Source organism: Acidimangrovimonas sediminis (genome assembly GCF_002871005.1).
GTDB lineage: Bacteria > Pseudomonadota > Alphaproteobacteria > Rhodobacterales > Rhodobacteraceae > Acidimangrovimonas > Acidimangrovimonas sediminis.
The window spans coordinates 46,282-60,557 of sequence record NZ_PHSN01000024.1; the positions used below are offsets into that span (position 1 = coordinate 46,282).

Annotated in this window: 10 protein-coding genes; 6 read left to right on the forward strand and 4 right to left on the reverse strand. The window is 70.5% G+C overall.

Going from position 1 to position 14,276, the window contains the following annotated elements:
• Window positions 1-164: 164 nt before the first annotated feature.
• From glgX to treY, 3 genes are read left to right on the forward strand one after another with little or no spacing between them, the layout of a single operon-like run.
• The gene (glgX, locus tag CVV76_RS19690; RefSeq protein WP_102226405.1) at window positions 165-2,318 is read left to right on the forward strand and encodes a glycogen debranching protein GlgX; all 2,154 of its coding nucleotides are present in this window, start codon (window positions 165-167) and stop codon (window positions 2,316-2,318) included.
• Window positions 2,315-4,150 (forward strand): alpha-amylase family glycosyl hydrolase, encoded by a 1,836-nt coding sequence (locus CVV76_RS19695; protein ID WP_102226406.1) that lies wholly within the window; start codon window positions 2,315-2,317, stop codon window positions 4,148-4,150. The genes glgX and CVV76_RS19695 overlap by 4 nt, the downstream gene beginning before the upstream one ends.
• Entirely contained in the window at window positions 4,150-6,444 is a 2,295-nt protein-coding gene (treY, locus tag CVV76_RS19700; protein ID WP_102226407.1) for a malto-oligosyltrehalose synthase, read from the forward strand. Before CVV76_RS19695 ends, treY begins: the two co-directional genes overlap by 1 nt.
• A gap of 305 nt (window positions 6,445-6,749) precedes the next feature.
• Here the strand turns inward: treY and CVV76_RS19705 are convergent, their stop codons facing one another.
• A complete protein-coding gene (locus tag CVV76_RS19705; RefSeq protein ID WP_102226408.1) occupies window positions 6,750-7,892 on the reverse strand; it encodes an alpha-D-ribose 1-methylphosphonate 5-triphosphate diphosphatase in 1,143 nt (380 codons plus the stop codon).
• A gap of 75 nt (window positions 7,893-7,967) precedes the next feature.
• Here CVV76_RS19705 and CVV76_RS19710 point away from each other — a divergent pair, with 75 nt between their 5' ends.
• A complete protein-coding gene (locus CVV76_RS19710) occupies window positions 7,968-8,675 on the forward strand; it encodes a DUF1045 domain-containing protein (RefSeq protein WP_102226409.1) in 708 nt (235 codons plus the stop codon).
• A gap of 46 nt (window positions 8,676-8,721) precedes the next feature.
• On the opposite strand, the gene CVV76_RS19715 is transcribed toward CVV76_RS19710, so the two are convergent.
• Window positions 8,722-9,567, reverse strand: coding sequence for a DMT family transporter (locus CVV76_RS19715; protein WP_102226410.1), 846 nt, complete (start codon window positions 9,565-9,567; stop codon window positions 8,722-8,724).
• A gap of 200 nt (window positions 9,568-9,767) precedes the next feature.
• On the opposite strand from CVV76_RS19715, the gene phnF reads away from it, so the two are divergent.
• Entirely contained in the window at window positions 9,768-10,523 is a 756-nt protein-coding gene (gene phnF / locus CVV76_RS19720; RefSeq protein ID WP_102226411.1) for a phosphonate metabolism transcriptional regulator PhnF, read from the forward strand.
• A 193-nt stretch (window positions 10,524-10,716) separates the two neighbouring features.
• Here phnF and CVV76_RS19725 read toward each other — a convergent pair whose 3' ends face one another.
• Both CVV76_RS19725 and CVV76_RS19730 read right to left on the reverse strand, forming a co-directional pair.
• Window positions 10,717-11,637 (reverse strand): CehA/McbA family metallohydrolase, encoded by a 921-nt coding sequence (locus tag CVV76_RS19725; RefSeq protein WP_102226412.1) that lies wholly within the window; start codon window positions 11,635-11,637, stop codon window positions 10,717-10,719.
• A gap of 210 nt (window positions 11,638-11,847) precedes the next feature.
• On the reverse strand, window positions 11,848-13,059 hold the full coding sequence (locus CVV76_RS19730) for a polyhydroxyalkanoate depolymerase (RefSeq protein WP_102226413.1): 1,212 nt from the start codon (window positions 13,057-13,059) through the stop codon (window positions 11,848-11,850).
• A 95-nt stretch (window positions 13,060-13,154) separates the two neighbouring features.
• Between CVV76_RS19730 and CVV76_RS19735 the strand changes: the two genes are divergently transcribed.
• Window positions 13,155-13,808: a glutathione S-transferase gene (locus CVV76_RS19735; protein ID WP_102226414.1), complete on the forward strand. Its 654-nt coding sequence runs from the start codon at window positions 13,155-13,157 to the stop codon at window positions 13,806-13,808.
• Window positions 13,809-14,276: the final 468 nt, after the last annotated feature.

Consider the following 14,276-nt stretch of genomic DNA (forward strand, 5'->3'; position numbering starts at 1 on the left):
CCGACGCTGCCGCTTTCCTGCGCAACCGCCTTCATGCACGCCCCGAAACCCGGGATTCTGCCCCGTCTCCGGGAACCGGGGGGCAGGCCGCGCCCTTATCCGGTGGCGCAAGACCCGCGCCGCTGCGCCCTGCCCCTCTCTCCCCCCTCAGCCGGAGACATCCCATGGACCCGACCGCGCTCAGCTTCGACCCGAGGGCGGGATGGCCCGACATTCTGGGCGCCCGTGTCTGGGGCGACGGCGTGAACTTCGCGCTGTTCTCGGACCATGCCGAGCGGGTGGAGCTGTGCCTTTTCGACGCCGACGGCAAGAGGGAGATCAAACGCCTCGACATGCCGCGGCAGGAAGGCGGGATCTGGTTCGGCCACCTGCCCGGCGCGAAGGCGGGCCTTGCCTACGGCTACCGCGTGCACGGCCCCTTCGCCCCCGAGGAAGGCCACCGCTTCAACCCCGCGAAGCTGCTGCTCGACCCCTACGCCATGGCGATGCGCGGCTACCTGCAATGGGACGACGCGCTGTTCGGCTATCCGGTCGGCGGATCGGATCTTTCCCAGGACACCCGCGATTCCGCGCCGTTCATGCCCAAGGCCGTGGTCGCCGATCCGGTCTTCGAATGGGACCGCGACGCGATTCTGCGCCTGCCGTGGTCCGAAACGGTGATCTACGAGGCCCACGTAAAGGGCCTGACCATGCGCCACCCCGGCGTCGTCCAGGCCGACCGCGGCACCTTCCGCGCGCTGGCCTCGCCCCCGATCATCGACCACCTGTTGAAGCTTGGCGTCACCACGATCGAGCTTCTGCCGATCCATGCGATCGTGCAGGACCGGCACCTCGTCGACCAGGGGCTCTCGAACTACTGGGGTTACAATTCCATCGGCTTCTTCGCCCCGAACCGCACCTACCTCGCGACCGAGGACGTGCGCGAGGTGCGCGCCGCGGTGAAGCGGTTCCACGAGGCCGGGATCGAGGTGATCCTCGACGTGGTCTACAACCACACCGCCGAGGGCAACGAGCTTGGCCCGACGCTCAGCTTCCGGGGCATCGACAACCGCTCCTATTACCTGCTGTCTCAGGAAAGCCCGCGCCACGGGTTCGACACCACCGGCACCGGCAACACGCTGAACATGGCGCATCCGATGGTGCTGCGCCTTGTCATGGACAGCCTGCGCTACTGGGTCGAGGCGGTACATGTGGATGGCTTCCGCTTCGACCTCGCCTCCACCCTCGGGCGCGAACCCGACGGGTTCGAACGCGAGGGCGCCTTCTTCAACGCGATCCGGCAGGATCCGGTGCTCTCTGGCGTCAAGCTGATCGCCGAGCCGTGGGACGTGGGCGAAGGCGGCTATCAGGTGGGCGGCTTCCCCTGGCCGTTCCGCGAATGGAACGACAAGTTCCGCGACGACACCCGCGCCTTCTGGCGCCGCGATCCGGGCATGGTGCCGAAGATCGCCGATCGGTTGATGGGCTCGCCCCTGCAATTCGACCATTCGCACCGGCCCGCGACATCCTCGATCAACTTCCTCGCCGCGCACGACGGTTTCACCCTGTGGGACACGCTGAGCTACAACGACAAGCACAACGAGGCGAACGGCGAGGAGAACCGCGACGGCCACAGCCACAACCTGTCCGACAACATGGGCGCCGAGGGGCCGACCGACGACGCGACGATCGACGCGGCCCGCCTTCGCCGGGCGCGCGCGATGCTCGGGTCGCTGATGGTCAGCCGGGGGGTGCCGATGCTGCTGGCGGGCGACGAAATGGGCCAGACCCAGGGCGGCAACAACAACGCCTATTGCCAGGACAACGAGACCGCCTGGATCGACTGGCCGGGCGCGAGGGAGGACCTGCGCGACACCGTGGCCGAGCTGATCGCGTTTCGCCATGCCTGGCGCGGACACCTCGCCCCGGCGGCCTTTCCCCCGAACGCCGCGGCGCCGGTCAGCGACTGGTGGCATCCGGCGGGCCACGGGATGACAGAAGCGGACTGGAACGACGGCGGCCTCTGCTGCGTCGGCCTGCGCCACCGGCTGGCGGGCCAGCCCGAGCTTCTGATCGTGGCCAATGCGGGCGACGCCTGCACCTTCACCCTGCCCGGCACGGGCTGGCGCCACATCCTCGACACCACGCGCGACAGCCCCCGGTGCGATGACGCGACCGATGGCCCCACCGATGGCCCCATGGACCTGCCCTGGCAATCGCTGCACGCCTTCGCCCGCGCGGACAGGGCGGAGGGCGCCGAGACAAGTGACGGTGCGGCAGACGGCGGCCAGACAGACGACGATGGCGCCGACGCGCCGGAGGAGGGTTCGGACGCATGAGCCGCATCACGCCCAGCCCGGTCCGCCCAGCCTTCCCCTGGGGCGCCGCCCCCCAAAGCGACGGCACCTGGCATTTCGCGATCTGGGCCCCCGCCGCAGGCCACGCGGCGCTGGTCCTCGACGGCACCCCCCACGCGATGACACCCACCGGCGACGGCGGCTGGCGGCTCTCCTGCCCGGCGCAGGCGGGCCTGCCCTATCTCTTCCGCCTCGACGGCATCGACTATCCCGATCCCGCTGCGCGCCGGCAGGCGGGCGACGTCCACGGCCCGTCGCTGACCCATGACCCCACCACCTTCGACCCCGCCACCTTCGACCCCGCCAACTTCGACTGGGGCGCACCCTGGCCCGGCCGGCCCTTCGACGAGGCGGTGATCCTCGAGATCCACATCGGCACCTTCACCCCGGAAGGCAGTTTCGCGGCCGCCGCCCGCCGCCTGCCGGAGCTGGCCGACACCGGGATCACGGCGATCGAGGTCATGCCGGTCTCGCAGTTCCACGGGGCGCATGGCTGGGGCTACGACGGCGTCCTCCTGCGCGCACCGCACCCCGCCTACGGCACCCCCGACGAGATGCGCGCCTTCATCCGGGCCGCGCAGTCGCTGGGGATCATGGTGATCCTCGACCTCGTGCTGAACCACTTCGGCCCGTTCGGCAACTACTTGCCCGCCTATGCCCCGCAGGTCTTCGGCGGCGATCACACCCCCTGGGGTCAGGGCATCGACATGACCCGCCCGCAGGTCCGCGCCCTGCTGCGCGATACCGCGCTGGGGTGGATCGACGACTACCGCCTCGACGGGCTGCGCCTTGATGCCGTGCATGCGATCCGCGATCCCTCCGATCCGCATTTCCTGAGGGAGCTGCTCGGGGCGATCCGCGGCAGGGACCGTGGCCGCCCCATACACCTGATCCTAGAGGACGAGCGCAACCTTCCCACCCTGCGCGAGGCGGGCTACGACGCCCAGTGGAACGACGATTGGCACAATGCCCTGCATGTCGCGCTGACCGGGGAAACCCAGGGCTATTACGCCAGCTTCGCCGCCGATCCCTTTGCCGATCTCGCCCACGCCATGGCCCACGGCCAGGTAGAGGAGGGCCGGGACGAGGAAAGCCGGGACGAGACGGGCAAGCCCAGCCCCGGCCTGCCCGCCCCCCGCGGTGCTCCCGCCGGGCACCTGCCATGGAGCGCCTTCGTCAACGCCAACCTCACCCATGACCAGGCCGGCAACCGCCCCGCCGGCGAGCGCCTCCTCGCCCTGATCGGCGACGAGGCCGGCACGGTGATCCACGCCCTCCTTCTGCTCATGCCGTTCACGCCCATGCTGTTCATGGGCGAGGAGACGGGTGCCACCGCCCCCTTCCCGTTCTTCGCCGACCCGCCGCCCGGCGACGTGGCGGCCCTGCGCGAGGGGCGGCGGCGCGAACTTGGCAGCATCGGCTACGACACCGCGCGGATGATCGACCCCGCCGACCCGGGCACGCCGGCGCTCTGCCATCCCTATGGCACCGACCCGGAGCGCGAGGCGCGCTGGCGTGCCCTCACCCGCGACCTGCTTGCGCTGCGCCGCGACCGCCTGCTGCCTTTGTTCCGCAGCGGCAAGACCGGGTTGGGAGAGGTCTCACGCCCGGGCCCGAGGGCGCTTCTCGCCCGCTGGCCCTTCGCCGCGGGCAGGCTGGAGATCGCGGTCAGCCTCGGTGCCCCCGCCCCGACGATTGCCGCCCCCAACATTCCCGCGCCCGACCTTTCCACCCCCGACCTTACCGCGCCGCTCTTCACGCTGGGCGACCCGCGCACCGACCCTTTCGCCATCGAGATGAGGATCCTGCCCTGATGTCCGCAACGACCCGCTCCGGCGACCTGCGCCCGCTGAGCGCCACCTACCGGCTGCAGCTTCGCTCGGGCGTCGATTTCGCGACGGCGGCGTCCTTCCTGCCGCATATCGCCGGGCTGGGCATCAGCCACCTCTACCTCTCGCCGATCTTCACCGCCGCGCAGGGGTCGACCCTCGGCTACGACATCACCGACCCGACCACGATCGACCCCGCGCTCGGCGGCGAGACCGGGTTCCGGGCGCTGGCACTGGCCGCCCAGACGCTGGGCCTTGGCGTCATCCTCGACCTCGTGCCGAACCACACCGCGCTGTCGCTCGACAATCCGTGGGTCCGCGACGTCCTGCGCCACGGCCGCGCCAGCGCCTTCGCCGGGCATTTTGACATCGACTGGTCGCGCCGCCTGATCCTGCCGTTCCTGCCCGAACCGCTCGACGACATGCTGGCGGCGGGCGCCCTGCGCCTGACCGACGCGCAGGGCGGCGCGGTGGAATGGGAGGGCGGATGGCTGCCGCTGGCGCCGGGAAGCCACGCCCCGGGCGATCCCCTGCCCGAGGTACTGGCGCGCCAGAGCTGGCAGCTGCGCGAATGGTCGCGCGAGCGCGGCGCGCTGACCCACCGGCGGTTCTTCAACGTCACCGGCCTGATCGGCATGCGGGTCGAGGACCCGGAGGTGTTCGAGGCGATGACCGCCCTCCCCGCCCGGCTTGTGGCCGAGGGCCTCGCCCAGGGCCTGCGCATAGATCATGTCGACGGGCTGGCCGATCCGGCCGCCTATCTCGATCGGCTGCGCGCCACGGTCGGCCCAGAGGTGCCGATCTGGGTCGAGAAGATCCTGACCGGGGACGAGGCCCTGCCCCCCGCCTGGCCCGTCGCGGGCACCACCGGCTACGAGGCCGGGCGCCAGATCTGCCGGCTGCTGACCCCGCCCGCGGGCCTCGCCGCGCTCGACCGTCTGTGGCAAGCGCGCACCGGCGGCCGCGCCCCCTACGCCACGCTCTGCCGCGAGGCGCGCGCCCAGGTGATCCCCGAAGACCTCGCCGCCGAACTGCGTCAGCTGATCGGCCTGGCGCAGGCCGCGCTCGCCGTCGACCGGCTCGACCCTCCGGATGCCGAGACCCTGCGCGAAGCGATGCTGGCCCTGCTGATCGCCTTCCCGCGCTATCGCAGCTACCTCACCGTGCCGCCGGCCGCCGCGCCGGACCGCGCGCTGATCGAGACCGCGGTGGCCGAGGCCGCGAAAACCCTGCCCAACACCGAAGCGCTCGACCTCATGGCCGCGCTGCTGCTCGAGGCGGAGGGCGTGCCGGCCGCCGATTTCCGCACCCGGTTCCAGCAGGTGACCGGCGCGGTGGTGGCCAAGGCGCAGGAAGACACCGCCTTCTTCCGCCATAGCCGCTACCTCGCCGCGAACGAGGTGGGGGCGGAACCCGACGCGGCGACACTGGACACGGCGGGGCTGAACGCCTGGCTGGACAGCCCCCAGGGCGCCCGCGCCCGGGCGCTTACCCTCACCTCGAGCCACGACACCAAGCGGTCCGAGGATACACGGATGCGGATCACCGCGATCTCTCACCGGCCCGACCTCTTCGCCACCCTCCACGCCGCCGCCACGGCCGCGGCTCCGGGGGCCGACCCGTCCCTGACCTGGTACGCGGCACAAAGCCTGCTGGGGATCTGGAACGACCCCGTCCCCTCCGGCCCCGACATCGCCACCCGCCTGGCCGATCACCTGCGCAAGGCCCTGCGCGAGGGCGGCGAGGTCAGCCGCTGGTCCTATCCCGACACCGCGGCCGAGGACCGCGCGATCGCCGCCGCGCTGCGGATCCATGCGGTGTGGGAGGCCGCCTGCCCGCCCGCGCTGTCGTCGCTGATCGCGCTGGGGCGGCGGCTGTCGCTCTTGCAGCTCGCCCTGAAGGCTGTGCTGCCGGGGATCCCCGATTTCTACCAGCGCGCGGAACGCGGCCTGTTCGAGCTCACCGATCCCGACAACCGCCGCCCCTTCGCGCTTCCGGGCGACGACCTCCCCCCCTTCGACCGGCTGAAGACCGCCACGACGACACGCCTGCTGGACCTGCGCGCCGCCGCGCCGGATTTCTTTCGCGAGGCCCCTACACGCGCCGACGAGACCGGCGGCCGCTTCACCCTCGCCCGCACCGATGGCAACCGCCACCTCTCCCTGCACCTGCGGCGGGACGCGAGCCCCCTCGCCCCGGGCACACTGTTCGAGATCGCGCTCTCCGGCGACTGGCCCAAGCCAGACAGACTGACCTTCCCACCCGCCAGCGACAGGTGACCCGCCTCTCCCGCGCGGTGTTCGCAACCCCGCACCCACTGCATCCGCAGGGGTTTCACACCCCCGCACCCACTGCATCCGCAGGGGTTTCACACCCCCGCACCCACTGCATCCGCGGGGGTTTCACACCCCCGCACCCACTGCATCCGCGGGGGTTTCACACCCCCGCACCCCCGTGGGATATTTTCGCTCAGAAGAAAGCAAGACTTCTCCCGTTCTTCTGAGCCGAAATATCCCGGGGGGTGACAGGGGGGCAGCGCGCCCCTCGCACGGCAAAAGGCTTGCGGCACCGCCGCGCCCCTGGTTCAGCCCACCTGACGGCCCCGCGACCAGACGCCCCGGATCACCGGCTGCTCTCCGATCCGCGCGACCTGCACCATGTCGGCCCTGAGGCCGGGCGCAAGGCGGCCGCGATCGTCCAGACCTGCGGCGCTCGCCGGCGCGGAGGTGACGCGCGCCACCGCGCGCGGCAGATCGTCCCAGAGCGTGGCCAGCCGCAGCGCCGCAAGGAGGAGCGCCCCGGGAACGTAATCCGACGACAGGATGTCGAGCAGCCCGGCAGCGGCCAGCTCCTCCGCCGCGACATTGCCGGAATGGGAGCCGCCGCGGATCAGGTTCGGAGCCCCCATCATCACCGCGATCCCGTGGCCCCGACAGGCAAGCGCGGCCTCCTCCGTGGTCGGGAACTCGGCCAGCCGCACCCCGTGCCCGGCGCTTGTCGCGACCTGCGCGGCGGTGGTGTCGTCATGGCTTGCCAGCACCGCGCCCAGCCGCCTCGCCGCCGCGACCGCGGCCGCCTCGTGCGCCGTTCCCAGCCGCGCCCGCGTCGCCTTCTGCGTCTCCACGTGGCGCTCGAACTCCGCCTCGGTCATGCCGTGCTTGCCCATGACATAGGCCCGCAGTTGCCCCAGGTCGCGAAACTGCCGCTGCCCTGGGGTGTGATCCATCAGCGAGAGGATCCCGACCCTGTCCTCGGGGCCGAAGCCCGCCAGCTCCTCGATCAGGGTCTCGGAACAGACCTCGGCCCGAAGGTGCAGGAAATGCCCGATGCGGAGCATCCCCTCCGCCTGGGCCGCGCCCAGCGCATCGGCCAGAGACCGGGCGTAGCGGCCATAGCCGACCCGGCCGTTCGACACGATCGACCCGACCCGGAGCGCGTCGAAGACAGTGGTGATCCCCGCGCTGGCCAATTCGCCGTCATGGGCGAGGATCGCCGCCGCCTGGGGCCAGGCGACCCCCGGCCGGGGCAGCAGGTGACGCTCCAGGTTGTCGGTATGCAGCTCGACCAGTCCCGGGATCAGCAGATCGCCCCCGCAATCGCGGGCCCCCGGAACGGCAACCGGGCCGTCATCGATCGCAGCGATGCAGCCACCGGCCACCCTCAGGCTGCCCCGGATCACCGCGGTTCCGGTGACGATCCGCGCATTGGTCAGGACAAGATCGCTCATCCCCCGACCTCTTGCATCCCGCGGCGCGGACGTCCAGCCTCGCACATGCCCCCCGCCGATCCCGGACCCCACCCGATGCCAGAGTTCAGCCGTTTCGCCGTCTACGCCGCCCCCCCGCCCGGCCCGCTGGCGGATTTCGCCGCGCGCTGGCTCGGCTGGGATCCCGCGGCGGGCCGCGCCCGGCCGCACCCCGAGGTTCCCGGCCTGCCCCGCACGGTGGCCGACCTGACTGCGCGCCCGCGGCGCTACGGCTTCCACGGCACGCTGAAACCGCCGTTCCGCCTCGCCGCCGGATCGACCCGCGCGGCGCTGGAAGCAGATCTCGCGGCACTTGCCGCCCGCCGCGCGCCGGTCGACCTGCCCGGGCTGCGGATCGCCCGGCTCGGCGGTTTCGTGGCGCTGGTGCCGGAGGGGCCCGCGCCCGCGCTCTCGGCACTCGCGGCCGAGACCGTGCGCGCCCTCGACCACCACCGTGCGCCTGCCCCGGAGGCCGAGCTTGCCCGGCGTCGCGCCAGGGGGCTCTCGCCCGCCGGGGAGGCCAACCTGCAACGCTGGGGCTATCCCCACGTGATGGAGGATTTCCGCTTCCACCTCACCCTCACCGGTGCGCTGCCCGAGGCCGAGGCCGAAGCCGTGCGCACCGCCCTCGCCCCGGTCCTGGCCCCCCTCCTGCCGCGCCCCTTTCCGGTGGCGGAGCTCTGCCTCTTCGGCGAGACCGCGGAAGGGTTCCACCTGCTGCGGCGCTGTCCCCTTGGCGGACTGACCCCCGCCACCGGCGTCTGAATTTTCGACGAAAATTCACGCGCCGATCAGGCCGTGCCGCTGCACCTTACCCGCGGCCGAGCCGCAGGAAGATAACCCCTGCGAGGGTCAGCGCCGTCGACAGCACCTTCCCCAGGTTCAGCGGCTCGCGCAGCACGAAGACGCCGATCCCCAGCGCGAAGAGGATCGAAGTCTCGCGCAGCGCCGTCACCAACGCGATCGGCGCCTGGGTGAAGGACCAGACCACCAGCGCATAGGCGACGAAGGAGGCCCCGCCGCCGAGGAAAAGATGTCGGCGGTGCCGCAGCGACCGTCCAAGCAGCCCCGGCCGCGCGACCCGCAGCGTTGCCGCGAAGAGCAGCGCGTCCAGCACCGACATCACGCCGTAATATCCCAGCGCGGTGCCGCCCAGGCGGGCGCCCTGACCGTCGGTGATGGAATAGGAGGCGATGAACACCCCGGTGATCAGGGCAAGCCCGGTCGCCTTGCCCTGCAGAAGCCCGTCGCGGCGCCGCACCAGGCTGATCGAGGCGATGCCGATGGAGATCATCCCCATCGCGATCAGCTCGGACCGGCTGAATTCCACCCCGAGGACGCCAACCGACACCACCGCCACCAGAAGCGGCGCCACCCCGCGCGCGATCGGGTAGACCTGGGTCAGGTCGCCGATCCGGTAGGCCATGATCAGGAACAGCTGATAGCCCATGTGCAGCGCCACCCCGGCGGCGAGGTAGGGCAGGCAGGCCGCGCCGGGCAGGCCCGCGAAGGCCAGAACCACCACCCCGAACACGCCCTGCCCCATCACGACCGCGCCCATCGCCGCGGCCTTGTCCGCGCCGCCCTTGACCAGCGCGTTCCATGTCGCGTGCAGCGCCGCCGCCAGGATAACCACCGCGAAGACCGTCCCACTCATTTCCGTCTCTCCGTTCCGTTCGCCTGATCTGGCCTGGTTTGGCCTGGTTTGGCCTGATCTGGCCGGCCGCCCGCGCAGCTGCCATTCGCGCGCCGACACTGGACAACTTGCCGATTTGTCGAGCTTACTATACAACTAGACAAATCATAGCGGGACCCGTGGCGAAGGGAAAGCCCCGCCCCCCGTCGCAGGAGGACCCGATGCGCCGCAGCTCCGACCGTGCCGCCGGCCGCCCCCCGGTCTGGCAATCCATCGCCGCGACGCTGGAGGAAGAGATTGCCGCCGGACATTATGGCCCCGGCGACAAGCTTCCCACCGAGGCCGCGCTGGCCAGCCGCTTCGGGGTCAACCGCCACACCGTACGCCATGCGCTGGCTGCGCTGGCTGAGCGCGGGCTGACCCTGTCGCGGCGCGGTGCGGGCGTCTTCGTGCGACATGCGCCGACAGAGTATCCGATCGGGCGCCGGGTCAGGTTCCATCGCGCGATCGCGGCGACCGGGCGGCTGCCGGGGCGGCAGGTACTGCGGCTGGAGACCCGGCCCGCCGATGCCGATGAGGCCGCGCGGCTGGAGATTGCCCCCGGCGCGCCCGTCGTGGTGACCGAGGGGGTGTCACTCGCCGATGCCGTGCCGATTGCGCATTTCCTGAGCATCTTTCCCGCCGAGCGCCTGCCCGGCATGGCCGAGGCGCTGGCCGAGATCTCGTCGGTCACCGAGGCCCTCGGCCGCGCGGGCGTGACCGATTACACCCGGCGCGAGACCCGGCTGAGCGCCACCCGCGCCTCGGCCACGCAGGCGCGGCACCTCAAGCTGGCCGAAGGCGACCCGGTGCTGAGTTCCGAACAGGTCAGCATCGACCCCGCGGGCCGGCCGGTGGAATACGGCCAGACCGTCTTTGCCGGCGACAGGGTCACGCTGATCCTCGCCCCCGACGCCCCCGAGGCGGACGCGCCCTGAGCTGCAAGCCCCCGATCGGTGAGACCCAGATCCGTGAGCCCCGAACGGAATGGCCCGGAGGGGAATGGTTCCAAAGGGAGGCACCCGAGCGGAGCCCCCAAACGGGCAGGCCCGCGGTGAAAGGCCGTAAGCTAAGGTACCCGAACGGAAGCCCCCCAAGCGGACGGCCCCGATCGGCCAGCCCTGCCCAGGATCAGAACCAGATCGGGTTCGACCAGGCGCGTCGCCCGGCCCGGTCGATCACCGTGACCCGGATCCAGGGGCTGGCATTGAACCGCACCAGCGGCATCTCCGTGCGGGTCATGGACTCGCCATGGCGGGCGATGGCGGCGCATCCCTTGCCCTGCACGATCACCGTGGCGACGGCGCCGCTTTCCACCACCAGAGACTTGCCCTCAAGCCGGACATCACGCAGCTCGGGCCCCTGCGAGGCATAGAAATCGCCGCGCTTGAGTGCCTCCAGCAGGGCATCGGGGTCGTTCTCCTCGGCCTTGACCATCACCCAGCCGCCGAAATGGTCCGGCTCGGTGAAATGCGCGTCATCGGTGGCGATCAGGGTCAGGTCGCGGCCCTCGGTCAGCAGGAGGTCGGCGATCGCGGCCCCGTCGGCCCGGTCGCAGCCCACCGCGCAGCCGTGGTTGTAGATCTCGACCGCATGCGCCGCCTCGAGGCCGCGGGCATCCTCGAGCGTCAGGCCCGACCATTGCGGATGGGCGATCGCCACGAAGGCGCCGGCCTCACGGGCGCGACGAGCAAGCTCGGCCCCGGTTTCCTGGCCCTCGACCGGCAGGAAGCCGGGCGAATTCGACGGGGTGAAATCAGGCGGCAAGCCGACGGCGAGGATGTGCCACAACTCCCCGTTCCGCATCGCGCCGGAATGCAGCTCTGCGCCGAGGATGGTGGTGAAATCGTTACGGCGGAACCCGGTCGTGTCGGTGATCGGGTAATTGAACATGCCGGTGAAATGATCGGTCAGGGCGATGAAGTCATACCCTTCGGCGGCATAGCGGCGGCAGACCTCCTCGGCCGGCAGGGCGCCGTCCGAGCGGTCGGAATGGGTGTGCAGGTTCCCGCGCCAGAAGCGGCCGGGGGCGGTGAAGGCGGAAAGGGTCATGTGTCCTCCTCGACGTATTCGTGTCGGTGTCCGGCTGTCTTGAAGGAACTATGTGACAGTCGCGCGGCAGGGTGGCAATGCGAGCCAGGCGGACGGGCGGGGTGGAGAGGTCGCGCCGGCGGGGGCGCTGCCCCCTGCACCCCCCGGCGTATTTGGGGAACAATGAAAGGGGACGGGGCCGCGGCTTTCGTGCAGGGATGCCGGCCGGCCCTATTCCATCGCGAGGATCAGGTTGCGCACGGCGGGGTAGACCTGCGTCTCCCAGCGACGGCCGGCGAAGACGCCGTAATGCCCGGCATTGGCCTGAAGGTGGTGGCGCTTCAGGTGTGGGCGGAGCGAGGAGCACAGGTCATGCGCCGCCGAGGTCTGGCCCAGCCCGCAAATGTCGTCGCGCCCCCCTTCCACCGTCAGCAGCGCGGTCTTGCGGATCGCGCCGGGGTTCACCCTGCCGCCGTGATAGGTGAATGCGCCGGTCGCAAGCTCGGCCCGCTGGAATACCCGGTCGATGGTCTCGACATAGAATTCCTCGGTCAGGTCGAGGACGGCAAAATACTCGTCGTAGAAGGTCTTGATCTTCTCCGCCTCGGCCAGCTCTCCCGCGGCGAGGTGGCGGTACATCTTCTGGTGCTGTTCCTTGTGGCGCTGCATGTTCATCTGCATGAAGGCGGTGAGCTGGACGAACCCCGGGTAGACCCGCCGCCCGCTGCCCGGATAGCGCTGCGGGACGGTGGAGATCACCTGAGTCTCGAACCACGAGAGCGGCTTTTCCTGCGCCAGCGCGTTCACCTCGGTCGGGCTTTCGCGCACGTCGATCGGCCCCGCCATCAGTGTCATCGTGCGGGGCGTCGCGGGGTCTTCGGCCTCCGACATCGCGGCGACGGCGGCCAGGGTCTGCACGCAGGGCTGGCAGACCGCCAGCACGTGGCCACCGGGCCCGATCTCCTGCAGGAAGCGGATCAGGTAGTCGAGGTATTCATCCATCCCGAAGCGCCCGGCCGCAAGCGGCACGTCGCGGGCGTTCTTCCAGTCGGTAATGTAGACGTCGTGGTCGCGCAGCATCACCTCGACCGTGTGACGCAACAGCGTCGCGAAATGCCCCGAGAGCGGCGCCACGATCAGAACCTTGGGCTGCGGCGCGTCCATCTCGCGCACGAAATGCAGGAGGTTGCCGAACGGCAGGTCCAGCGCCACCTCCTCGCGCACCGGCACCATCCGGTTGCCGGCCGGCACGGCGCGGATGCCGAAATCGGGCCGCACATGCGACAGCTCGAACCGCGAGACCATTTCGGCCAGCGCGCCGAACGGCCGCATCATCGTGGCGAAGGGGCCGCCGCCCCCGGGGAAATAGGCCTGCGCCATCCGCGCAGCGGCGCGGAAAGGGGCAATCAGGTCGTCCTGGCCTTGATAAGCGGCATAAAGCATGGGCACCCGTCCGATTTTCGATCAACGCTAGTGCAGCATGCCCCCCACGGGATGAAAATCGGCCTATCCGACCCGGACCCGGAGCCAAGACGATCATGCAACAGGCAACCCTCACGATTTCGTCCAAGAATTACTCGTCCTGGTCGCTGCGCGGCTGGCTTCTGTGCCGGATGGCCGGGCTCGATTTCAAGGAATCGCATGTCGACCCCGAGGACGAGGATGCAAGGCAGGAACTTCTGCTGCTGTCGCCCTCGGTGCTGGTGCCGCGGCTGACCCATGGCAAGGTCGAGGTCTGGGATACCCTCGCCATCGCCGAATATCTGAACGAGATCCAGCCGCTGGCGGGCCTCTACCCGCGCGACAAGGCCGCCCGCGCCCATTGCCGCGCCGTCTCGGGCGAGATGCACTCGGGCTTCCACAACCTGCGCTCGGCGCTGCCGATGAACCTCAAGGCGCGGCACGAAAGCTTCAAGATCTTCTCGGGCGCGCGCCCGGACGTGGAGCGGGTCAAGGCCATCTGGCACGAATGCCTCGAGGCCTATGGCGGCCCCTACCTCTTCGGCAAGCCGAGCGTCGCCGACGCGATGTACGCCCCGGTCTGCACCCGCTTCCGCACCTACGGGGTACCGCTCGACCCGCCGTTGCAGGCCTATTGCGACACGATCTTCGAATGGCCCCTCATGGTGGAATGGACCGAGGGCGCGCTGGCGGAGCCGAACGAGATCGTCGAGCTGGAAGTGGAGTTCTGACACCCTCCTCCCTTTCGCTCCCCCGCCCTTTCCCTTTCGCTCCCCTGCCCTTTCATTGTTCCCCAAATACGCAAACACCCCCTCCGGCCCGTACTACCGCCGCGGCGTAGCGCCTTCCGGTCGCGCAGATCACGGCCAACTCCCGCCGATTTGACCGACGCAGGGATGAAAACCGCAAGAAAATTCCCATCTGTGACACCGATGCAAGAGCGATCGGTCGCCGCCCAGGGGACGGCCGGCGGCTCGGGGGAGTGCTGACCCCCGGGGCGCGCAGGTCCGGCCCCGAGATTCCAGGGCCGGCGATCATGGTTCCCGCACCGAGCCACGCGGAGCGGGACCGGATTCGGCGCAGAAGTCCCAAGACTGTGCCGATCGGCGGCCCGGGCGGTCCTCCAGTCGCCCGGGTCGCTTCCTTGCGTCCCCTGAAGGACCTTGATGGCGAGCCCTCAGGGTGTGTCTGGCTCGCGT

Coding starts and splice junctions, on each gene's coding strand:
- CVV76_RS19730 (WP_102226413.1), bottom strand. CDS start 13,059: ATGCTTTATGCCGCTTATCAAGGCCAGGACGACCTGATTGCCCCTTTC.
- CVV76_RS19705 (WP_102226408.1), bottom strand. CDS start 7,892: ATGAGCGATCTTGTCCTGACCAATGCGCGGATCGTCACCGGAACCGCG.
- phnF (WP_102226411.1), top strand. CDS start 9,768: ATGCGCCGCAGCTCCGACCGTGCCGCCGGCCGCCCCCCGGTCTGGCAA.
- CVV76_RS19735 (WP_102226414.1), top strand. CDS start 13,155: ATGCAACAGGCAACCCTCACGATTTCGTCCAAGAATTACTCGTCCTGG.
- glgX (WP_102226405.1), top strand. CDS start 165: ATGGACCCGACCGCGCTCAGCTTCGACCCGAGGGCGGGATGGCCCGAC.
- CVV76_RS19715 (WP_102226410.1), bottom strand. CDS start 9,567: ATGAGTGGGACGGTCTTCGCGGTGGTTATCCTGGCGGCGGCGCTGCAC.
- CVV76_RS19725 (WP_102226412.1), bottom strand. CDS start 11,637: ATGACCCTTTCCGCCTTCACCGCCCCCGGCCGCTTCTGGCGCGGGAAC.
- treY (WP_102226407.1), top strand. CDS start 4,150: ATGTCCGCAACGACCCGCTCCGGCGACCTGCGCCCGCTGAGCGCCACC.
- CVV76_RS19710 (WP_102226409.1), top strand. CDS start 7,968: ATGCCAGAGTTCAGCCGTTTCGCCGTCTACGCCGCCCCCCCGCCCGGC.
- CVV76_RS19695 (WP_102226406.1), top strand. CDS start 2,315: ATGAGCCGCATCACGCCCAGCCCGGTCCGCCCAGCCTTCCCCTGGGGC.